This window comes from Paenibacillus sp. N3.4 (genome assembly GCF_008017805.1).
In the GTDB taxonomy this organism is placed as follows: Bacteria; Bacillota; Bacilli; order Paenibacillales; family NBRC-103111; genus Paenibacillus_E.
On sequence record NZ_VRTT01000071.1, the window covers coordinates 1 to 20,985 of the forward strand.

22 protein-coding genes and 1 pseudogene are annotated in these 20,985 nt (G+C 45.1%); 18 read left to right on the forward strand and 5 right to left on the reverse strand.

The annotated features are described in order from the left end of the window. Window positions 1-351: 351 nt before the first annotated feature. Together mtnA and mtnK are read right to left on the reverse strand one after the other, a co-directional pair. Window positions 352-1,428: an S-methyl-5-thioribose-1-phosphate isomerase gene (gene mtnA / locus FU659_RS27075; RefSeq protein WP_147950423.1), complete on the reverse strand. Its 1,077-nt coding sequence runs from the start codon at window positions 1,426-1,428 to the stop codon at window positions 352-354. A gap of 26 nt (window positions 1,429-1,454) precedes the next feature. Next, window positions 1,455-2,650, reverse strand: a pseudogene (gene mtnK, locus FU659_RS27080) (S-methyl-5-thioribose kinase). Between the two features lie 209 nt (window positions 2,651-2,859). Between mtnK and FU659_RS27085 the strand changes: the two are divergent. The 15 genes from FU659_RS27085 (at window position 2,860) to FU659_RS27150 (ending at window position 15,027) form a co-directional block, all read left to right on the forward strand. Further along, complete coding sequence (locus FU659_RS27085) at window positions 2,860-3,309, forward strand: Dps family protein (protein ID WP_147950424.1); 450 nt, start codon at window positions 2,860-2,862, stop codon at window positions 3,307-3,309. A 91-nt stretch (window positions 3,310-3,400) separates the two neighbouring features. After that, window positions 3,401-3,571, forward strand: a complete 171-nt coding sequence (locus FU659_RS35865) for a hypothetical protein (protein ID WP_187274427.1) — start codon at window positions 3,401-3,403, stop codon at window positions 3,569-3,571. 143 nt (window positions 3,572-3,714) lie between these two features. Then, window positions 3,715-4,290 (forward strand): DUF1802 family protein, encoded by a 576-nt coding sequence (locus FU659_RS27090; protein ID WP_147950425.1) that lies wholly within the window; start codon window positions 3,715-3,717, stop codon window positions 4,288-4,290. 164 nt (window positions 4,291-4,454) lie between these two features. Then, the gene (gene sufC, locus FU659_RS27095; RefSeq protein ID WP_147950426.1) at window positions 4,455-5,285 is read left to right on the forward strand and encodes a Fe-S cluster assembly ATPase SufC; all 831 of its coding nucleotides are present in this window, start codon (window positions 4,455-4,457) and stop codon (window positions 5,283-5,285) included. 14 nt (window positions 5,286-5,299) lie between these two features. Further along, complete coding sequence (gene sufD / locus FU659_RS27100) at window positions 5,300-6,595, forward strand: Fe-S cluster assembly protein SufD (protein ID WP_147950427.1); 1,296 nt, start codon at window positions 5,300-5,302, stop codon at window positions 6,593-6,595. Next, window positions 6,592-7,818: a cysteine desulfurase gene (locus FU659_RS27105; RefSeq protein WP_147950428.1), complete on the forward strand. Its 1,227-nt coding sequence runs from the start codon at window positions 6,592-6,594 to the stop codon at window positions 7,816-7,818. The genes sufD and FU659_RS27105 overlap by 4 nt, the downstream gene beginning before the upstream one ends. Then, complete coding sequence (gene sufU / locus FU659_RS27110; RefSeq protein ID WP_147950429.1) at window positions 7,805-8,239, forward strand: Fe-S cluster assembly sulfur transfer protein SufU; 435 nt, start codon at window positions 7,805-7,807, stop codon at window positions 8,237-8,239. The genes FU659_RS27105 and sufU overlap by 14 nt, the downstream gene beginning before the upstream one ends. A 61-nt stretch (window positions 8,240-8,300) precedes the next feature. Then, on the forward strand, window positions 8,301-9,698 hold the full coding sequence (gene sufB / locus FU659_RS27115; RefSeq protein ID WP_047676683.1) for a Fe-S cluster assembly protein SufB: 1,398 nt from the start codon (window positions 8,301-8,303) through the stop codon (window positions 9,696-9,698). A gap of 211 nt (window positions 9,699-9,909) precedes the next feature. After that, the gene (locus tag FU659_RS27120) at window positions 9,910-10,407 is read left to right on the forward strand and encodes a hypothetical protein (RefSeq protein ID WP_261808080.1); all 498 of its coding nucleotides are present in this window, start codon (window positions 9,910-9,912) and stop codon (window positions 10,405-10,407) included. Between the two features lie 130 nt (window positions 10,408-10,537). Next, the gene (locus FU659_RS27125; RefSeq protein WP_147950430.1) at window positions 10,538-11,647 is read left to right on the forward strand and encodes an NlpC/P60 family protein; all 1,110 of its coding nucleotides are present in this window, start codon (window positions 10,538-10,540) and stop codon (window positions 11,645-11,647) included. Window positions 11,648-11,760: 113 nt separating this feature from the next. After that, on the forward strand, window positions 11,761-11,979 hold the full coding sequence (locus tag FU659_RS27130; RefSeq protein ID WP_147950431.1) for a hypothetical protein: 219 nt from the start codon (window positions 11,761-11,763) through the stop codon (window positions 11,977-11,979). Then, complete coding sequence (locus FU659_RS27135; protein WP_147950432.1) at window positions 11,979-12,809, forward strand: hypothetical protein; 831 nt, start codon at window positions 11,979-11,981, stop codon at window positions 12,807-12,809. The genes FU659_RS27130 and FU659_RS27135 overlap by 1 nt, the downstream gene beginning before the upstream one ends. Window positions 12,810-12,813: 4 nt before the next feature. Continuing rightward, the gene (locus FU659_RS27140) at window positions 12,814-14,010 is read left to right on the forward strand and encodes a glutathionylspermidine synthase family protein (RefSeq protein WP_147950433.1); all 1,197 of its coding nucleotides are present in this window, start codon (window positions 12,814-12,816) and stop codon (window positions 14,008-14,010) included. A gap of 202 nt (window positions 14,011-14,212) precedes the next feature. After that, the gene (locus tag FU659_RS27145) at window positions 14,213-14,641 is read left to right on the forward strand and encodes a hypothetical protein (RefSeq protein WP_147950434.1); all 429 of its coding nucleotides are present in this window, start codon (window positions 14,213-14,215) and stop codon (window positions 14,639-14,641) included. After that, window positions 14,638-15,027 carry a DUF350 domain-containing protein gene (locus tag FU659_RS27150; RefSeq protein WP_147950435.1) on the forward strand — a complete coding sequence of 130 codons (390 nt, stop codon included), beginning with the start codon at window positions 14,638-14,640 and terminating at the stop codon, window positions 15,025-15,027. The genes FU659_RS27145 and FU659_RS27150 overlap by 4 nt, the downstream gene beginning before the upstream one ends. A gap of 92 nt (window positions 15,028-15,119) precedes the next feature. Here the strand turns inward: FU659_RS27150 and FU659_RS27155 are convergent, their stop codons facing one another. Genes FU659_RS27155 through FU659_RS27165 form a run of 3 tightly spaced genes read right to left on the reverse strand, consistent with a single transcriptional unit; the run spans window position 15,120 to window position 17,918 of the window. Next, complete coding sequence (locus FU659_RS27155) at window positions 15,120-16,079, reverse strand: HD-GYP domain-containing protein (protein WP_315971362.1); 960 nt, start codon at window positions 16,077-16,079, stop codon at window positions 15,120-15,122. A 50-nt stretch (window positions 16,080-16,129) separates the two neighbouring features. Beyond that, window positions 16,130-17,203 (reverse strand): ThiF family adenylyltransferase, encoded by a 1,074-nt coding sequence (locus tag FU659_RS27160; RefSeq protein WP_147950436.1) that lies wholly within the window; start codon window positions 17,201-17,203, stop codon window positions 16,130-16,132. Window positions 17,204-17,219: 16 nt separating this feature from the next. Beyond that, window positions 17,220-17,918 (reverse strand): molybdenum cofactor biosynthesis protein, encoded by a 699-nt coding sequence (locus FU659_RS27165; RefSeq protein ID WP_147950437.1) that lies wholly within the window; start codon window positions 17,916-17,918, stop codon window positions 17,220-17,222. A gap of 132 nt (window positions 17,919-18,050) precedes the next feature. Between FU659_RS27165 and FU659_RS27170 the strand changes: the two genes are divergently transcribed. The 3 genes from FU659_RS27170 to FU659_RS27180 all read left to right on the forward strand — a co-directional run bounded on the left by FU659_RS27170 (window position 18,051) and on the right by FU659_RS27180 (window position 20,980). Beyond that, window positions 18,051-18,521, forward strand: coding sequence for a molybdopterin-binding protein (locus tag FU659_RS27170; protein ID WP_147950438.1), 471 nt, complete (start codon window positions 18,051-18,053; stop codon window positions 18,519-18,521). 71 nt (window positions 18,522-18,592) lie between these two features. Then, window positions 18,593-20,059 (forward strand): bifunctional metallophosphatase/5'-nucleotidase, encoded by a 1,467-nt coding sequence (locus FU659_RS27175; RefSeq protein WP_147950439.1) that lies wholly within the window; start codon window positions 18,593-18,595, stop codon window positions 20,057-20,059. Window positions 20,060-20,167: 108 nt separating this feature from the next. Then, window positions 20,168-20,980 carry an undecaprenyl-diphosphate phosphatase gene (locus tag FU659_RS27180; protein ID WP_147950440.1) on the forward strand — a complete coding sequence of 271 codons (813 nt, stop codon included), beginning with the start codon at window positions 20,168-20,170 and terminating at the stop codon, window positions 20,978-20,980. Window positions 20,981-20,985 lie beyond the last annotated feature (5 nt).

Sequence of the window (20,985 nt, forward strand, 5' to 3'; positions counted from 1 at the left end):
ATTTTACCGCTTGTTCTTTAAATTCTTGACTGTAACGCTGCCGCTGTTCTCCCATTTTACACACTCCGCTTTACATTGATATTTTTTCTATTATATCAATTCGGTGTGTCCATCTAGTAGTCTAACTTCAAAACCGACTTACAGATCCGCCTAGAAACTGCGTTGTAACGCTGTTTTTCCCTGTAACGGTCGAGCAAAGCAGCAAGGGGCAGTTGTCGCTGAGAAAATGGAGGCAGCTATTCAAGCAATGAAAAAGAAGAGGGGCAATCCCTGAGAAACCTTTCTACCACGGGTATATCATATAGATAAAAAAACCGTCAGGACATCCCGACGGCTTTTGCTTCAACAAATTTATTCAAACAAGTTTTTTAAGTTTTCGGTAAAAGGTGCTCGAACGATTCCTTTTTCGGTGATAATCGCCGTCACGTATTCGTTTGGTGTTACATCGAATGCAGGATTATAAACCTTCACACCTTTGGGTGCTGTGCGCTTACCGAAGCCTTGTGTGATCTCATCCTCGTGCCGCTCTTCAATCGGAATGTCAGCACCTGTCGGTGTGTTTAGATCGATGGTGGAAAGTGGGCTCGCGACATAGAATGGGATACCATGCGCCTTCGCCAGGACGGCTACGCTGTAGGTTCCGATCTTGTTGGCGACGTCACCATTAGCGGCAACGCGGTCTGTTCCGACGATAACCGCTTGAATCCAGCCTTTCGACATGACCGCTCCGGCCATGTTGTCGCAGATCAGCGTCACGTCGACGCCAGCTTGCTGCAGTTCAAAAGCAGTCAGCCGCGCACCTTGCAGCACGGGTCTTGTCTCATCCGCGAACACCTTGATGTTCACGCCTTTTTCCTTAGCCAAGTAGAACGGCGCTAGCGCTGTGCCGTACTTGGCTGTCGCTAAGCCGCCGGCGTTGCAGTGTGTCAGCACGCCGAATCCGTCTTCGAACAGCGTGAGCGCATGTTCGCCGATCAAACGATTCGTCTCCTCATCCTCAGCTTGAATCTTCTGCGCTTCCTCGAGGAGAGCCAGTTTGAAAGCAGCTGGGCTGACGCTAGCAGCCGCCAAAGCCTCAGCTTGCGCGCGCATGCGGTCAAGCGCCCAGAACAAATTCACGGCCGTCGGTCGCGATGTCGCCAGGTAATCGGCTTGCTTCTGGACTTCTGCCAGAAGACCGTCTACTTCGGCATCAAGCTCGCGGATACCGAGATAGACGCCATAAGCGGCGGCGATCCCTATTGCAGGTGCGCCGCGAACTTTCAAGTGGCGAATCGCTTCCCACACCTCGATAGGTGTCTCCAAAGGTAAATAAATAATTTCTTCCGGCAGCAGCCGCTGATCCAATAAGTCCAACTTTTCATTGTTCCATTTTAATGATTGCAAGGCGCCTTGCGTTTCTATTGGTTCATTTGCTAGGTTCGTCATAGGGCAAATCCTCTTTCTGTTAGAAATTAGTTGGCGGCAATCGCAATGAGATCTTCGATCGACTGGGCTTCACGATTGGAACGAATCAAGGACGTGCCGATTGCTAAGGCTAAACGCTGGGCGCGCTCTCTGGCGGCAGCATCTTCAATTTTATCAATATCCGCGACATGTGCAAGTCCTACCACGCGACGGACCATTTTCGCACCGGCAAATCCTATCGTGTCTTGAAGTACTGTGCGCATGTAAAAGTCTTGATAGCCCGGTGTTTGGAAGAGACGATCAACACCATGTTCATTCCATAATGCCCGGAAATTGGTTTCGAAATGTGTCCAAACCTCCTTCACGGTTTGCACCAAGTAGGCGCGGTAAGCGGCGCGGCTTTCGCTATCCTTGCTCCAGCCCTCTTGCGCTGCGTAGTTTAATAAAAGATTAGCAAGAACAGCCCCAATGTCAAAGCCCATCGGTCCATAATAAGCAAACTCTGGATCAATGACCTTGGTGGAATCTCCTTTGATGAATATACTGCCTGTATGCAGATCTCCGTGAAGGAGCGCTTGCGAGCTGGTTAAAAATTTATTGCGCAGGATGGCACTTCCAAATGAAGCGCAGAGTCTGTCCACAATTGCTCCGCCGCATCGCGAATGTGAGCCTCAATATTATTCGTATCGGCGTCACGATAGGGATCGTCGAAGATCAAATCTTCTGTAATTTTGCAAAGTTCAGGATTAATGAAGCGGCCTTGTTGAATTTTCTTTTCTTGTTGGTTTTTCCCAAGATCGGATGTGAAGAATAAGGTATTTGCGAGAAATCGACCGATATGTTCTGCGAACAGGGGATACTGGTTACGTTCAATAAGTCCTTTACGCATAATAACATGATCGCTCAAGTCTTCCATCACGGTAAGCGCCAAAGCTTCATCATAGGCATATACCTGAGGAACGAGATCCGGATTTAAAGCATGTTCAATAATTAACGCTTCACTTTCAATTCGTGCGCGGTCAAGCGTTAACGGCCAAGATTCTCCGACAACCTTGGCATAAGGAAGCGCTTGTTTCAAGATAATACTTTTGCCGGTAGCCTGCTCAGAAATATGGAATACAAGATTCAAGTTGCCGTCGCCGATCTCATGGCTGGATAGCTCAGCTTCCGGTTGAAATAAATTAGGAATATGACGGGCATATTCAATGGCTTCAGCTTCCGTTAGTGGATGGTATGTGGACATGTGTTTGCCTCCTATTAATGGTTAGGTTTTAATCCCAACTAATTTACTCTGTATTGATCTTCTTTTCCTAGTATAAGTTAAAATGCCTCAGCTTGAAATACAAAAATTCTGATATAATACACCATTTACATAAAAGTAGTCTATTTGACGCAAATTAGCCTATGGAAAAGAGTGTTTGTAAATCAGATCGTTCAAGGAGGCTTTTATAAATGGGAACTCTCACCGCACAATCGATTCAAGTCGTTTTAAACAAACAAATTGCCAATTGGGGTTTACTTTACATTAAACTGCATAATTTCCATTGGTTTGTGAAAGGCAATCAATTTTTTACGCTGCACCTCAAATTTGAAGAACTTTATAATGAAGCCGCTCTTCATGTCGATGAGCTTGCCGAGCGTTTACTTGCGCTAGGCGGTAAGCCGGCAGCTACCATGACAAGCTATTTGGAGCTGTCTTCTTTAAAAGAGGCATCAGGAACGGAAACGGCGACCAAAATGGTCGAAGCCGTTATTGAGGATTTTACTATTCTGATTCAGGAAGTGAAAGCGGGGATGGAAGCTTGCGAAGAAGTCAAGGACGATACGACCTCTGATATGCTTCTTGCCATACAGACTGCCTTGGAGAAGCATCGTTGGATGCTCCAATCTTTCTTAGGTTAAAGCTGAGTTTACAATATCTTTAAGCTGTTCAAACATGCGGATAATAAAATTTGGCTATACTTAGAGCAAATGAGTTCTGGAGGGTGTCGTTGTGATCAAAATCCTGAATCTTTTGTTCATTGTAGCCGCTTGTTTCACTTTGCTTGTCATGGCTTTTGATGCGGATTCCCCTGGCACAGCCGCCGATCCGAACCCCATGAAACAAAATCAAGAACAATTCGTAAGAATGCAGCCTACGTACTATGCAGAAACAACAAAATAAGATGACCATAAAGGATGGCCCATAGAGCCATCCTTTTCCGTTGCTGTTTTTACGTTAGGAATCGCGGTTTAGAGGCCACGTTTGTTTCTCTAACTTAGATTCTTTATAATAGGAAGATCAGTGAGAACGAGGTGTGGGGAACGATGGATACGAAACCAAAGGCTTTGAAAGAATGGGCCTCAGCTGTTCAAGCATTAGAAGAGGGCAAACAAATCTTTATTATGCGCAAGGGGGGAATTGTTGAAGAAACGAAAGATTTCCAGGTGGAGTCAAATGATTTCTTCCTTTACCCCACCTACGAGCATCAAAGGAAGCAATTGCTGAAGGAGACTTATCAAGAGATGATTGATCAGTCATTGGAAGGTTGGACGTCCACGGATACGCAAGTGACCATTCGTTCCTATGCTCAAATGGTTGAAGATATTGAAATCAGCGATCAGGAACAACTGAATACCTTGTACCCCTTTCATATTTGGACAGAGAGCTTTACAGAAGAAAGATTGAAGTGGAAACGTAAAAATCCGCTTCATGTCATGCTGCTGAGGGTTTACAAGCTGGCACACCCGTTGGAGATTCCTATCGAAGAAGCTTACATAGGCTGCAAATCTTGGATTGAGATTCATGCCCAAACGCCCACGGATGCAGCTTTGATTCCTGTTTTGAGCGATGAGGAATTTCATTTGCAAGCAGACGAAATCAGAAAAGCTCTTGGGAAATAAACATATGCTTTTCATGAAAAGTATTTGTTTTTTCATTCAATTGCCCTTTCTTGATTTCATACAGTAAGTTATAATAGAATTATTCTAATGAGAATCAGTGATAATCACTTTCGGGAGATTGTTACATGGCATCTAAACATTCACACATTATGGAGGCTTAAGAAATGGCGAATTCATCAACATTTACAATAGACGGTCTGAAAGCGAACGTCGAAGGAAAGGAAATTTTGAAAGGTCTTAGCCTGGAAGTCAAAGGCGGAGAAATTCATGCGATCATGGGACCTAATGGTACCGGTAAAAGTACATTAGCTTCCGCATTGATGGGACACCCAAAATATGAAGTAACAGAGGGTTCCGTAACATTGGACGGCGAAGATGTCCTCGAAATGGCTGTTGACGAGAGAGCGCGCGCTGGTTTGTTCTTAGCTATGCAGTACCCAAGCGAAATTACAGGCGTAACGAATGCAGATTTCTTGCGCAGTGCTATGAATGTACGCCGCGGCGAAGGCAACGAAATTTCCCTGATTAAATTTATTCGTCAAATGGAAGCGAAAATGAAACAACTGGAAATGAATCCAGAGTTCATGCACCGCTATTTAAACGAAGGTTTTTCCGGCGGAGAGAAAAAACGTAACGAAATTCTTCAAATGCTGCTGCTTGAGCCGAAATTTGTTATTCTGGATGAAATTGACTCTGGACTTGACATTGATGCATTGCGTATCGTAGCTGAAGGTGTTAATGCTATGCGCAGTGAAGATCGCGGCTTCTTGATCATTACGCATTACCAACGTTTGCTCAACTATGTTAAACCTGATTTTGTACATGTTATGATGCAAGGTCGTATCGTGAAATCCGGTGGTCCTGAGCTTGCTGAACGTTTGGAAGCAGAAGGTTACGACTGGGTCAAAGAAGAACTCGGCATCGTGGATGAAACCGTTGGTCAAGACGCGGAAGAATTCAAAGTTCCTATGAACACGACTGCGCCGAAGTACTAATCAGGAGGAATACCATGAGCACTCAAACAACCATTTCCATAGATTCTAACGCTGTCATCGAACTCTCCCGCAGTAAGCAAGAGCAGGAGTGGGTGACTGCTCTTCGCACAGAAGGGCTAACGTTAGCTGGTTCTTTGGAATTACCTACACTAGAAAAAACAAGAATTGACCGTTGGAGTATCTCCTCTTACGGTTCCTATAAAAAATCGACCCCATTATCTTCATTGGATGAATTGCCGGAAATAGCCAAAGGTTTGGTGAATCAGGATAACCTGATTGTGCAGCGCAATTCAGGCATTGTTTACAATCAAGTTTCCGAAGAACTAAAGAAACAAGGCGTTATTTTCACGGATTTGGAAACGGCTCTTCGCGAGCATGCTGATCTGGTTAAGCCTTACTTCATGAAAGCAGTAGAAGCTAACGAAAATCAATTGACAGCTTTGCACGCGGCGCTTTGGAACGGTGGTATTTTCATCTATGTGCCTAAGGATGTCACAGTCGAAATTCCGCTTCAAGCTCTATTCGTCACGGATGATGCGGAAGCTACTTTCGCCCCACACGTTTTGATTGTTGCTGAACCGTTTAGTTCCGTCACTTATGTAGATAATTTCGTATCTTCCCTTGCAGGCAGCCCATTGGTACACAATGGCATCGTTGAGGTGTTCGTGAAAGCGGGAGCGAGAGTCAACTACGCTTCCATTCATAACTTAGAAGAATCCGTCACGGATTTAACTTACCGCCGCGCGATCATTGACAATGATGCAAGCATTCAGTGGGTTGTTGGGGAAATGAACTTTGGGAACACGATGTCGGATACGACTTCGATTCTTAAAGGAAAAGGTTCCGATTCTGATGCTAAAGTAATTTGCGTCGGAACACAGGAACAGAAGTTGAACCTGACTACACGCGCTGTACATTGGGGTAAAGCTTCGACAAGCGATATGATCACACGTGCCGTAATGAGAGATGGCTCCACAGCGATCATCAACGGGATTACGAAGATCGAAAAAGGCGCAACAGGCTGTAACGGTCAACAAACAGAAAAAGTTCTAATGCTTAGCCCTAAAGCACGTGGCGACGCCAATCCGATTTTGTTGATCGATGAGGATGATGTTAAGGCTGGTCACGCAGCGAGTGTTGGCCAAGTGAATGCAGAGCAGGTCCACTATCTGATGTCACGCGGTATAACAAAAGAAGAAGCGCAACGCTTAATTATTTATGGATTCCTGGCTCCAGTTGTTTCCGTAATTCCGATTAAGAGCGTAGAAGAACAATTGCAAAGCTTAGTCGAAAGGAAGCTGGGACAATGAATACCTCGGAGATACGTGAACTTTTTCCCATTCTAAAGCAAGAAGTGAACGGTCATCCTCTGGTTTACTTGGACAGCGCTGCAACTTCGCAGAAGCCTATACAGGTGATTGAAGCACTGAAGCACTATTATGAGTGGGACAATGCGAACGTTCACCGTGGGGTCCATACCCTAGGCTCCCGCGCAACAGATGCCTATGAAGGAGCACGTGAGAAAGTTGCTAAATTCATAGGCGCGTCTAGCGAACAGGAGATTATTTTCACCAGAGGAACGACAACAGCTATTAATATCGTGGCAAGCAGTTATGCCAAATCGGTTTTGCGTGAAGGCGATGAAATTGTCCTCACACCGATGGAGCATCATAGCAATCTGATACCTTGGCAGCAAGCTGCTAAGGCATCAGGTGCCATTTTGAAATATATTCCTTTACAGCCGGATGGATCGATTTCCATTGCCGATGTGGAAGCTACCATTACTGAACGTACCAAAATCGTTTCGATCGTGTACGTATCTAATGTTCTCGGTGTGGTTAATCCCGTTAAAGAGATTGCTCGCATCGCGCATAAACATGGAGCGAAAATCTTAATCGATGGCGCTCAAAGCACACCGCATATGAAAGTGGATGTCCAAGATTTGGATTGTGATTTCTACGCATTTTCTGGACATAAAATGTGTGGTCCTACCGGAATAGGGGCATTGTATGGGAAGAAGGCTTTGCTGGAAAATATGGAGCCTGTTGAATTTGGCGGCGAGATGATTGACCATGTAGACCTCTATGAGTCCACATGGAAAGAACTCCCTTGGAAATTTGAGGGAGGGACGCCAATCATCGCAGGAGCTGTCGGTCTCGGCGCAGCTATCGATTTTCTGCAAGAAGTCGGCATGGACAATGTTTATAAACATGATATACAGCTCACGAATTATGCGATGGATCGTATGACACAAATCGAGGATTTGACTGTCTACGGACCAACCAAGGATCGCGCAGGACTCGTAACCTTTAATCTGGGCGATGTACATCCTCATGATGTGGCAACTGTTCTGGACGCGGAAGGAGTAGCTGTGAGGGCCGGACATCATTGCTGCCAGCCTCTTATGAGATGGCTTAATGTTAGTTCGACCGCTCGTGCAAGCTTCTATCTATACAATACAGAAGCAGATATTGACCGTCTCGTGATGGCCTTACAAAAAACAAAGGAGTACTTCGGTCATGCAATTGGATGATTTATACCGTAGAGTGATTATGGATCACTATAAAACACCACGCAACCGTGGGAAGTTTGAGTCAGGCGAAGCGGTTACCATTGATTTGAACAACCCGACCTGTGGGGATAAAATTTCTCTGCAAATGCAGGTTGAAGATGGTATTGTCAAAATAGCTAAGTTCACAGGTGAGGGCTGCTCGATTAGTTTATCATCCGCATCCATGATGACGGACGCTGTAAAAGGCAAGACAATCGAGGAAGCACTGCAGATGGCCGAAAATTTTTCCGGCCTTATGAAGGGCGAATCTGTCGAATTTGAATATGAAGATATAGAAGCTTTATCTGGGGTCAATAAATTCCCAGCGCGGATTAAATGCGCAACACTGGCATGGAATGCGCTTCGCAAGGGAATTGAACAATCTCAAAAGACGGATAACTAACGCGTAAGCGATGCATTAGTATTTTCTTTGTAACACAAAAAGCACTAAGGAGGAATCAATCATGGCGAAACAAATGCCGGATCTCGAAGATTATAAATATGGTTTTAGAGACGAGCACAAATCGATCTTTCAATCAGGCAAAGGGTTGACTCGTGAGATCGTTGAGGAAATTTCCAGAATCAAAGGCGAGCCTGAATGGATGCTGGAGTTCCGTTTGAAATCTTTGGAGCAGTTTTTCAAAATGCCGATGCCGCGTTGGGGCGGCAATATGGATGATCTTGATTTTGACGACATTCAGTACTACGTAAGACCTTCTGAAAAGCAAGGGAAAACGTGGGAAGAAGTTCCTACTGAAATTAAAGAAACTTTCGATAAGCTAGGTATTCCAGAAGCGGAACAAAAGTTCCTTGCTGGTGTATCTGCTCAATACGAATCCGAAGTTGTTTATCACAGCATGCAAAAGGAACTTGAAGATCAAGGCGTAATCTTTACAGATACGGATTCAGCTCTTCGTGAATATCCGGAACTGTTCAGACAATATTTCGGAACGATTATTCCACCAAGCGACAACAAATTCGCTGCGTTGAATAGTGCGGTATGGTCCGGTGGTTCTTTCATCTATGTTCCTAAAGGTGTTAAATGTGAAGTTCCGCTTCAGGCTTACTTCCGTATCAACTCCGAGAACATGGGACAATTCGAGCGTACGTTGATTATTACCGATGAAGAAAGCTTCGTGCATTATGTAGAGGGCTGTACAGCTCCAATCTACAGCACAAACTCCCTTCACAGTGCAGTTGTTGAGATCGTTTGTCTCAAAAACTCACGTGCGCGTTACACAACGATTCAAAACTGGGCACCTAACATCTACAACCTCGTTACGAAGCGTGCGGTTGCAGAAGAAGGCGCTACGATGGAATGGGTCGATGGCAACATCGGTTCCAAACTGACGATGAAGTACCCAGCCGTTGTGTTGAAAGGCCGCGGCGCTAAAGGGATGGTACTTTCCATCGCTGTTGCGGGTAAAGGTCAACATCAAGACGCTGGCGCGAAAATGACGCATTTGGCTCCTGATACAACTTCTACAATCGTGTCCAAATCGATTTCCAAGCACGGTGGTAAAGTAACGTATCGTGGTCTGGCTTCCTTCGGACGCAACTCCCAAGGTTCCAAAGCGAACATTAAATGTGATACATTGATTCTCGATAACGAGTCAACGTCAGATACGATTCCTTATAACGAAATCATGAACGATAACATTACATTGGAGCACGAAGCAACGGTATCCAAAGTTTCTGAGGATCAATTGTTCTACCTCATGAGCCGCGGTTTGACGGAAGCTGAAGCGACCCAAATGATCGTAATGGGCTTTATCGAGCCATTCACCAAAGAACTTCCAATGGAATATGCCGTTGAGATGAACCGTCTCATCAAGTTTGAGATGGAAGGAAGTATTGGTTAATCCTACTTGGGGTATCCAATTTCTTCAAATAAAATGCGTGTCCGATTTATTCGGATACGCATTTTTTGTTATGTGCCGGTTTTTGGCAAGTTTCTCAGTCTTAAGACCGAGTTAAATGCCAACCGCAGACGGTTATGCTAACTGGAAAAAAATGATATCGTTACTCTTATAAGAACAGCCCAAAGCGTGGCTTAAAAGTGAGGGAACAATAATGAGCAGCAACTGGTATAACGGTATGTGGGAAAGCAAAGGGTTGAATCGCCGAGAGATTGATTATCAATGGCCATCACCATCCTTTCCGATCATTAATATTCGCACTGGGGGAATAGGTAATGGTGGACGGCGTGTAGCGATTGGGCTTATCGCGGTTGGGGACATTGCTATTGGCATCGTCTCGATAGGGGCTGTTAGTGTCGGTGTCTTTTCAATTGGCGCTGTCGCAATTTCTTGGTTGCTATCGTTAGGTGCAGTTGCTGTGGCTAGCTATTTGGCCGCGGGGGCTGTAGCCATTTCCAGCTGGTTTTCTGTTGGTGCTGTGGCAATCAGTCATTTGGCTATAGGTGCGGTCGCTATTGGTCAGATAGCTATAGGTGCTGTTGGAATCGGTCAATCTGCTTATGGTGTTGTTGCTGTAGGTCAACATGGGGTGGGTCTTATTCCGATAACCATGGATTTTATAAAGTGGGTAGGCGGCTTGTTCAAAGGATAAATTTAGTCTAATAAATGAAACCTTCCAATATGCTCCATACAGGTAAAATGGGTACTTCATGCATATTTGTATGCGGCTTGTCTCACCCTAAAAAGGATAGCAATGAAATCCTTAAAGGAGAAGAGAAGCCATGTCGAGAAGGCTGAAAGTATCATTAATCGGAAGTGTGATTGTCTTATTGGCGACGATAACAGCTTGTGGGAGTAACAAGATTAGCCCTAATCAATCAGCACCAATGCCAATTCCATCTGCACAATCCGGGAATACAAGTCATTCTGTTACGGATAGCTTAACGCAAGATGGAGGAAGAATAAGAGCCCAAGGCAGTGAAGATACATTAGTACCCATAAAGATGATCGGAAATGTAAATTATATCTCTGCGGATGAACTTATTAAAACCTTGAAATTTCAGTCTGAATGGGACGATACTGCGCAGAAATTATTGATTGGTGACAATGATGCCAATTTTGAGTTAACCATGAATTCGACAAAAGCTAGAAAAGACGGGCATGAGATACAAGTAAGCCAATCTTTCGTGAAAGAGGCGGACACGACTTATATACCCGTTGCTGCATTGGCAGATTTATTTCAAGAAGATATGTCCTATTCGGTTAAGGATGGGCAGCTAGTTATTCATGCATCTTCTCTTGCAACCATTGAACATGAAGATGATCCAGACCCGCAAGGTCAAGCTGCGGAGTTGGAATTTAGCGATGACCCGACGGATCCGTTCAAGAACGAAGGAAACGTAACAAATCCTGCATCTACCTATCAGATTAATGGATCTGACTTACCGGTGTGGTCCTCATTTGGACAAGATAAGGCTATGCCTGTGCTCAAAAGTACGGATATTAATGCTTTAATCAGTAAGGGAAAACAATATCTCGGTGTAAAATATAAATTTGGCGCCGGGCCATATCCACAAACGGGAAGATTCGATTGCTCGACCTTCACCCAATATGTTTTCGGTAAATATGGGGTTAGTCTTCCAAGGCTTGCTCGTGAACAAGCTAATATCGGTGCGTTGGTTAGTCGAAAAAATTTACGAAAAGGCGATTTAATGTTTTATTTTGTGCCAGGTCGATTCAAATCAAATAAAACAGTGGGACATGTAGGTATTTATATTGGCAATATGCAAATGCTCCACGCCTCACCATTGCCAAAAAATGGCGTACAGATCACCAATATTGATAAAGCTTATTGGAAGGCTACATTTCTTCGCGCAAAACGCGTTGTATAATACGTCGTTTGAGTCTATCCTTAGAGGGTAGACTTTTTTTTCCAGATTGAAACAATTGTGTCATTCATGCGTTTTATTTAGTATGAAGTCATGAAATTAAGGAGGATGAACCAATGAATATAGCTCTATTGGAAAAATTAGCAGATGGGCAGCTCATTAAAATAAGCGAACGCGCATGGGATGAGAAGTGGATCCAAGCCTTGAATGCAGCGAATTTTGTATTAGTGGGAGGTAAAGAATACGAAATGATTGAAGGGAGACTTAATCTGGATCTCGATGTATTCGAACTTCTTCTTGTTAAGGTGGGTACGGAAGGAGGAGGGAATAGGTAGTGAAACGACCGCTGAAAGTACTATCAACGTCTCTAGGCTTTCTTCTTGTCGGCCAAATGTTAATAAGCCAGGCTTTCGCTGTTGAAGCCCCCAGTTCAGGGACTGCACAAGCGGGTGCATCCAAACTAGTTGAGTGGTCGTCGGATGAAGTCAAAGCTTACTATGATCCTGCTGTTGATTGGAGTTTACCGATCCCACCCAATAACCAATTAAGCAATCCTACTCCAACTCCTCAAGCAGACAGTGGTACCACAGGTTCTGGGGCAAGCACATCGCCGATTATTATAAACCAGGTTAGCCATGGCGGAGGCTTCGGATGGGACGATCTTCTGCTGTATCATTTAATTTTCAATCGTGTAAGCCCTTACTCATCGAGCAATTGGGGAAATAATCATCGTTCTTATAATTATCGTTCCAATACCCCTTATGTAACGAAAACCTATGAAGCCAACTCATTCTCGAATCGTTCTGCAACAAAAACCCCAACCACCTCAAGTAAAACGGGCACTTTTACAACGAATAAATCTTCGTCCAGCAAAACGACGGGCTCAAGTTCAGGCACGAGTACGGGTTCCAGTACAGGCTCTAGCAACGGTTCAGGCACAGGTTCTACTGGAGGTTCAAATAAGAGTTCCGTTGCAGGCTCGAGTAATGGTTCCAGCTCAGGTTCGGGTGTAAGCTCCAGCAAGGGTACGGGCACGAGCGGAAGCTCCGGCTCCACCACAAGTTCGTCCAGCTCTTCATCCAGCTCCAAATCAACATCGACCTCATCGGGCAGTATTGGCGGCAAATCGAGCGGATTTAGCTCATCGTCCAGCTCTGGAGGCTAAATGAATGATATTTGAAGTCATGGGGACACCTTCCAACAACCGTGAAATTAAAGTTCAGCAGTTGGCTGCTCTTGGATTTACTTGGGCAGATCTGGAGGATGAGGCTTATTGGATCGATCAACTGGTTATCATGGAACAGCGCGCCTATGTAGAGCTTATTCATGCCGCGGAAGCCTTATGGCAAGTGTTTGATAAAGCAGCACGTTATGTGATTGGCCGGAGACATCTCTACTATTTATTATCCATACCTGAGGTACTGTGGGAGGGGTTAGATCGACTCCAACCGAATCCTGAGAGATTTATCAGTCGGTATGCAAGATTTGATTTTACGGTAAGTCAAGATGGCCGTATAAAGCTGCTGGAACTGAATGCAGACACGCCAACAGGCTATGTGGAAGCGTCTATAGCTACCCCTTGGTTATGTGAACAATACGGGTTAGAATCGCCAAATAAAGCTATGAAAGAACATATTCGTCGCGCTTGGGAGATCGAGGCCCCCGATTACGCGGCTTGTATCGCGTATGGTCAGCATAAGGAAGATACAGGAACGATTGATGCCTTAGTGGCCCACAGCGGCAGGCAGATGACGTGTGTGGATTGTTTGGACCTGGCCATCGATGAAGGTATCGTCAAAGTTGGTGAAGAGCACATCATTAGTAAAATGTTCGCCCTTTATCCCAAAGAATGGATGGGTGTTGATGATGGAGGCGAGGCATTGGCCTATGCCATTGAGGAACAATTGATTCAATTGTTCAATCCGCTGCATGCTGTTATTTTGCAATCCAAAGGCTTACAGGCCTTGATATGGGACTTACACCTGGAGCAGTCAGAACTCTTTTCTAAGTGGGAACACGCAGCCATAGAAGCCTATATGCTGCCAACCTTCACATCCCCTGACCTTACAGGATATTATGTATCCAAATCCATGTTCGGCCGAGAAGGCGGCTCGGTTGAGTTATATAACGAACAGGGGGAGCTAGAGGTGAAGGATGAGGCTGGTTTTGACACGAGCGTGTTTTTTGAAAGAGTGTATCAACAGCGAGCGGACTTACCGGAGCTCTCTTTTGCCCATGGCACCAAACATTTGCTAACGGGGCTTTTTGTCCTAAATGGTGTGCCTTGCGGTATTTTGGGGCGAGCCGGAGGGAGAATTACAGGGAATTCCAGTCAATTTGTTGCGATAGGAGTGAAAAGAGATTGAATAAAGGAAGATTTTGGCTAATGGCCATAGGCTTTATTATTTGTATGGTTATTATATGGGCAATTAGCAGTTCAGTTGGCAAGGAGCCATCTGTCCTGAGTAAGACCGCTGCCACTGGGTCCACAAGCAGTGTTGATGTACCTTGGGATTATCAGGTGCAAGAAGCTAAAGTAGGAGATTTGTTGGATGGGGATATGTCCTATTGCCCAACAATGAACGTATATCCAATGATCAAAATTTTGCAACGGGCGACAAGATCTGGGTCCTTAACTATATGCAGGCTTCCACGAAAACGGATAGTGAAGGAAAGAATAATGTGACGCTCTCAAAATGGCAACCGATTAAGACTTTTAAAACCCAAGAAGAGGCAGCTAAAGATTTATCGGAATTGAAAGTGGAATTGAAGACGAGTGTCAAACTGGTTGGTGTGTATAAAACAGAGCTGAATGGCGATTACAGATATTTTGCCGTGGCGGATTTACCAACAGGGCAAAAAGTGAAGCAACCGATTGCGGAAGAACGTTATGCGAGCTTCAAAAATAAGAAAGAAGTTCAGGTTGTTCTTGAGGAAGTACATGACTACAGCAATTATGATCAATCGATGGCCAAATTTAGGGGGTGGGCAGAGTGATAGTTTTGAATATTGTTATTAGTTTGTTAGTCATTGTTCTGCTTCAATTCGCTGGGATGTACGTGTTTAGTTTGATGATGCCTTATCGTGACATGGATGAGGTTAATAAAGGAAATCTTGCTGTAGGCATAGCCAAGGGAGGAGAATTCGTTGCCACAGCAATTGTATTGGCCATTGCGGCTTATACGAATTCCTCCATTTGGCATATGTGCTTGTGGTTCGCAGTAGGGTATGTATGCTTAATTGCAACGTATTGGATCTTCGATTGGATTACCCCAAGCGTGAAATTATCTACTCAATTACAGGAAGGAAATGTGGCTGTAGGGACGCTGCTTGCGGCTGTATACATCGGTATTGCTCTAGCGGTGAGCAGCATTATTATTTAGGGCACGGTTACATGGCAATGGTCGTTATTTCCACATCGCCAAGGGATAGATCCAAAAATTCATTATTGATTCTGATTAGCGGTCGAAAGAAATCAGAAGGATTCGTCATGATGATGGTGCCAACGCGGCCGTCGCTTAAGAATACTTTTGCCGATGAAGTTAGGAATCATATTGCGGATAAATACTTGTGTAATGTTGGGGTCTAACTGGCCAAAGCTTAAACGATGCAATTCTTTCAATACAGCCAGAAGGTCTCTTTTTTCTTGGTAAACGCGGTTGCAGATCATGGCGCTATAAACGTCTGCAATCGCAACAATAAGTGAGTAGGAATGAATTTCAGTATGTTTTTTGCGCAGCGGATAGCCGGTGCCATCTAATCGTTCATGATGCTGCAGCGCAACAAGAGCCAGGGCATCCTCATGCAGCGAATTGCGAATAATGTCGTAGCCGTATATCGTATGTTTTTTAATTTCATTATACTCGTCGGATGTCAGCTTTCCTGGTTTTTGCAGGATGGCTTCTTCCACTTTGCATTTACCAATGTCGTGCAAATAACCTGCTTTGCCAATATAGCGGGCTTCTTTTTCGCTTTTGTTTAACCATTTGGCCATATAATAGGATAGCATACCGACCTGTACACTATGTTGATAGGCGTATTCTTCCTTACTGTTTAAGGAAAGTAGTAAGGAGACCACGTCTTTTTCATCCTCAAAGCTCTCAATTAAAGGAGTGAAAGCGGATTCTATAAACTCCGGATCAATAGATTCGGAGTTGCTAGCGACCTGAAAGAGATCTTTAATACTGCTTATGGCAAGGTTAAAAGAGTGCAACTGCTCATCAGTTGCATGCTGTTCAATCGATCCCTCTTGTTCTGTAGCGGCTTCGCTGCTTCTGGGGAGGATATCCACATATTCAACATTGTGGCGATTAAGCATCAAAATATCACTGGCATCCACAACATTTCCCGATGAAAGCAGATGGAGTCCGAAAGAATTGAAGGAATCGGAAATAAGTTTATCGCCAACTATAAGTTGAAGCACATGTATACGCATAGAAGTTCCTCTCCCAGTTCCATCATCAAAATAGGTACATAGTAGTAATACTACATCCCAACATAACGACTGTAAAGACTTTTAGCCTGAATTAGGTCTTCTGTACCTTGTATAAGCACACGACCGTCCGGAAAGAGGATCATTTGCAAATCTGGGGCTGCTTGGAATTTGAGCAAAAAGCGATTTCTTTGCACAGGGCCTAGCGGTTTAAGGCGCTCTTCCCAATAATCAAGGGGGAGCTTTGAAGGAGTGACAGGATGAATTTGAACGGAATTGCGACCGCATAAGGACTGAATAGTATCGCTCTCCAAATGAGCGTCCAAATAATCGAATTGCTTTTTAGCGCAAGCAGGGCAATCTGCTTTATGGGCACTTGTCACCTGAATGGCTGAGTACTGATTGAACCATAAGTCCCATTGCTGCATCTTGAGATTCAGATGCTCTTTGTCTCCAATAAGCAGTTTGAGCGCCTCAGTTGCCTGAAAGGAAGCGACAACGTGAATAATACCGCCAATAACGCCAGCGGTATCGCATGTTTCGACTGAGCCCGATGCTGGAGCTTGTGTAAACAAGCAGCGGAGACAAGGCGTTTGTCCCGGAAGGATCGTTAGTGAGACACCACGTGAAGCGACAGCACCCCCATAAATCCACGGAGTTCCTGATTTCACACTGACGTCATTAATGAGAAACCGCACAGAAAAATTATCGGTACCATCCAAAATTAAATCGACATCATTTAGCAAATCTTCAGCATTCGTGGCATTTAGATCTGTGACATGAGGTTCAATAACGACCTGTGAATTGATAAGCTGCAATCTCCGGGCTGCCGCTATTGCCTTGGGTGTTGTAGAATCCGCATCTTCTTCATCGTAAAGCATCTGCCGCTGCAGGTTGCTTTTATCTACAAAATCGCGATCAATCAATCGTATATATCCTACACCGGCGCGAACCATATGATTGGCCAGAACGGTACCGAGTGCGCCCATTCCGACGATAGCGACCCGACTTCGATTCAATTTGCGCTGCCCTTCCATGCCAATAGGAGAGAAGAGAATTTGTCGGGAATAACGGGCATCAACGTCCTGACTATCTTCTGAATGTACTTGTGTGTCCAAAGCTGTCATCTCCAGTCTGCATCTACTAAGTCTGTGGGGTTTGAAGCGGGTTCCAAGGGCCTGTCTGGCTGCCTTTCCACTCGGAACCGTCTTCCCATATTTCTTTTTTCCAGATCGGTACTATTTGTTTCACACGTTCAATGGCATAGCGGCTAGCTTCATAACAATCAGCTCGGTGGGGCGAAGATACCGCAATGACAATGCTTGCCTCAGCAATGGCGACTTTCCCTAGGCGATGGGTTATCGCACTTCGTGTGCCGGGCCATTTGTCTTCAATTTCTTGTCCAATAGCTTCCATCGTTTTTAAAGCCATAGGTTCATAGGCTTCATATTCGAGCAGCACGGTTCTTTGACCGAAAGTCATTTCCCTGGTTGTGCCAATGAAGGCAATTGAAGCGCCATGATTAGCATGGTTTACCTTGGCAGACACCTCGTTAACGTCGATTGCATCGTAGGTCAGGACAAAATTAGCAGGCTGTCCACCGGAAACGGGTGGAATCAACGCAATTTCATCCGCGGCCGTAACGATTTCCTGATCGCCTGCATAAGCTTGATTTTTGGCGAAAAAACAAGCTTTAAGCTGCTCAGAGGCGGAGGGATAAGCTTCTAGAAGGATTTGTCTGAGCTGTTCGATAGAAATCAATTCTTGTTCAACCTGTATAGTTAGGACAGAAGTCCCGAGCAAGTCGATAAGACCTGCGAATAGTCGGATTTGTAAGTTCATGACTTTGCTCCTAGTTGATTAATGGTAGGAATCCCTTACAGCATATCATAATTTGGCCCGAAAATGGTATAATGGGTGGAGCCATTGGAGAAGCTGATGGCGGGTACAGGATGAAAGGGGAACTAGGATTAGATGCAAGATGATCTTCGCATACAAGTGTCGGACATACATATAGCAAGTGAGGCGTTAACGATTAACGAGATGGTTGCTTTAGCCAAGGAGAGGGTGGCGCTTGAGGATCGCGTGCCTCTTGCAGAGGGGGAAGCCTTCGTTCTTAAAACTTGGTACGCCAGCTGGAAGAACAGTCACAGGTCGGAACATCCAGAGGAACCCACACATATAAAAGTGGAGGCTGCGGACGAATTCCAAGCACTAATACCTTGGTCTCAGGCCGATTCAGCTTTATTCTTGTATGCTCAAAAGGGTCAAAAGCTTAGCAAAGGCTACCCGATTCGTCTTTATGTGCCGGATGGCAGCAGCGAATGCCTCAATGTTAAAAGTATCATGAAAATATGGTTTCTGCATGACGCCGCATGGGGGGAAGAAGCCAGTTATGGCTTTAAAAACAAGATTACACTGGATGAATTGAAATTCAAGAAATGAGAGAGACTTCCCTTGCATAAGATTAGACATGCTTGTGTCTGGCCTTATGCCTGCGAAGAGAGGTGATCGGTGTGTCTAAGTACTTACAAAGATTCGTCATCTTACATACGAATGACATACACAGTCATTTTGAACAGATGCCTAAAATTAGCGCCTATTTTGATCGTGTTCGACGATTGTGGCAGGTAGATCAAGTGTTAACCTTAGATATCGGAGATCACATGGATCGCATGCGTCCGGAGACCGAAGGAACTAGCGCTATTACCAACTTCGAGATCATGAATGCAACTGGCTATGAAGCGATGGTCATTGGCAACAATGAAGGTCTGACTTTTACACCCGAACTGTTGCGAGCTGTCGTGAAGGAGCATGCTACATTTCCGATCGTCGGCAGTAATGTGATCGAGATTGCGACCAATCAGACGCCGGATTGGATGGTTCCAACCATCACGCTGCAGAAATCTGGTCTACAGATAGGCATTATTGGCGTGACTGCGGCTTATACCACTTATTATGAATTGCTTGGTTGGCATGTGACCGATCCGTTCGAAGCGGTCAAGGCCTATACGAAGCTGCTGCGACCGCAAGTGGACATCATTATTGTCATGTCTCACTTAGGACTGCGGATGGATCAGCAGATGGCTGAAGACATCGAGGGCATCGATATCATCCTAGGCGGCCATACGCATCACTTGCTTGAAGAGCCGCTCTTGCATAGCGGCACTTATATTTGTGCGACCGGCAAGTTCGGGCAATATGCCGGTCATATTGAACTTGCTTTCGATTCGGCAGAGGGACGAATCGTGGAGTTCAACGGCCGTGTCGTCCCGATGACAGCCGAGAGCGAGGACGACAGCAGCGTGACGACGCTGCTGGAGCACTACCGCTACGCCAGCACGACAGCGCTGGATAGCGAAATCACGAGGCTGCGGCAGCCGCTGCGCCTCGATTGGTACGGCGAATCCCCGCTCGGCAACTTGCTTGCCGCGGGAATTCGCCGCTGGACCAGCGCGGAGATCGGGCTGGTCAACAGCGGCCAGCTCCTTCAGGGACTGAAGGAGGGGCGTCTTACGCGCGGCAGATTGCTCGAAATCTGCCCAGGTCCTATCAACCCCTGCCGCATGCTGCTCAGCGGCGCTAAGCTCCTGCAAGCGCTCGAAGAGTCGCTGCTTGAGGAGTTTATGAAGAAGCCGATTCGTGGCTTCGGCTTTCGCGGCGAGGTGCTGGGCGTACTGTGTGTCGACGGTATCTCCGTAGAGGTCGACCGCTCTAAACCGCCCTATGAACGAATCGTCACAGTGAAGGTTGGCGAAGCACCTCTGGATCCAGAAAGGGAGTATGTGGTTGGTACGATCGACATGTTTACCTTCGGATCCGGCTACTTGTCGCTCAGCCAAGGGAAACAGATTGCCTATATGCTGCCCGAATTTATTCGAGATGTGTTGGCTTCTGAACTTCAGGACGAATCCGCGCTTGCTTATAGTCATTTCGCCCGTTTCATAGACATAGGTCCTGCGAATATTGTTGAATTTTTGTAAATATCGATGACATTTATCGAAACTATTGTCAGAATGATAGGGATGCAGGTAGAATATATAATTGGATAAGAGCTCTACCTAAAATAACTCTCATTGTAGGGGGAAGACATGCACACTATTTTCGAAGCAATCATTATCGGTATTGTTGAAGGATTAACGGAGTTTCTGCCGGTATCTTCTACAGGGCATATGATTTTGGCTCAAAGCCTTATGAATACCCAAAACGATGAAGTTATGAAAACGTTCGACTTTGTTATTCAATTGGGTGCAATTATGGCAGTTGTTATTATTTATTGGAATCGTATTTTATCGTTGTTTGGCTTAGTGAAAAGAAAAAGTCAAAGCATGACAGGTAAGAAGCTCAATTTACTTCATATCCTAATCGGGATTTTACCGGCAGGCGTCATCGGTTTATCTGTGAATCACTTTGTGGATGATCATCTATTTAATGCAGTGACCGTCATTGTCGGTCTCGTTCTCGGCGGGATCTTGATGATCATTGCAGAGAAGAAAAAAGGACAGCCCTCTACCACGGTTATGGATGATTTGACGTACCGTCAAGCTTTCTTCATCGGATTATGGCAGTTAGTATCGATTTGGCCGGGGTTCTCACGTTCGGGATCCACAATTGCAGGTGGTATGCTTTCAGGCGTGAGCCGTGCAGCTTCTGCTGATTTCACATTTATCATGGCGATACCTATTATGTTCGGAGCTTCCGGAATCTATTTTCTCAAAAATTATCACGCGCTTTCTTCGACTGATTTACCCTTTTTCGTTGTAGGTTTTCTCGTCGCTTTTGTCGTTGCTTTGCTGGCAGTTGTTTCTTTCATCAAGTTCGTACAAAAAATGCAATTAACGTATTTTGCTTACTATCGTTTCGTTGTGGCTGCTTTATTTGCCCTTTATCTGCTTCTTAGCTAATTGAA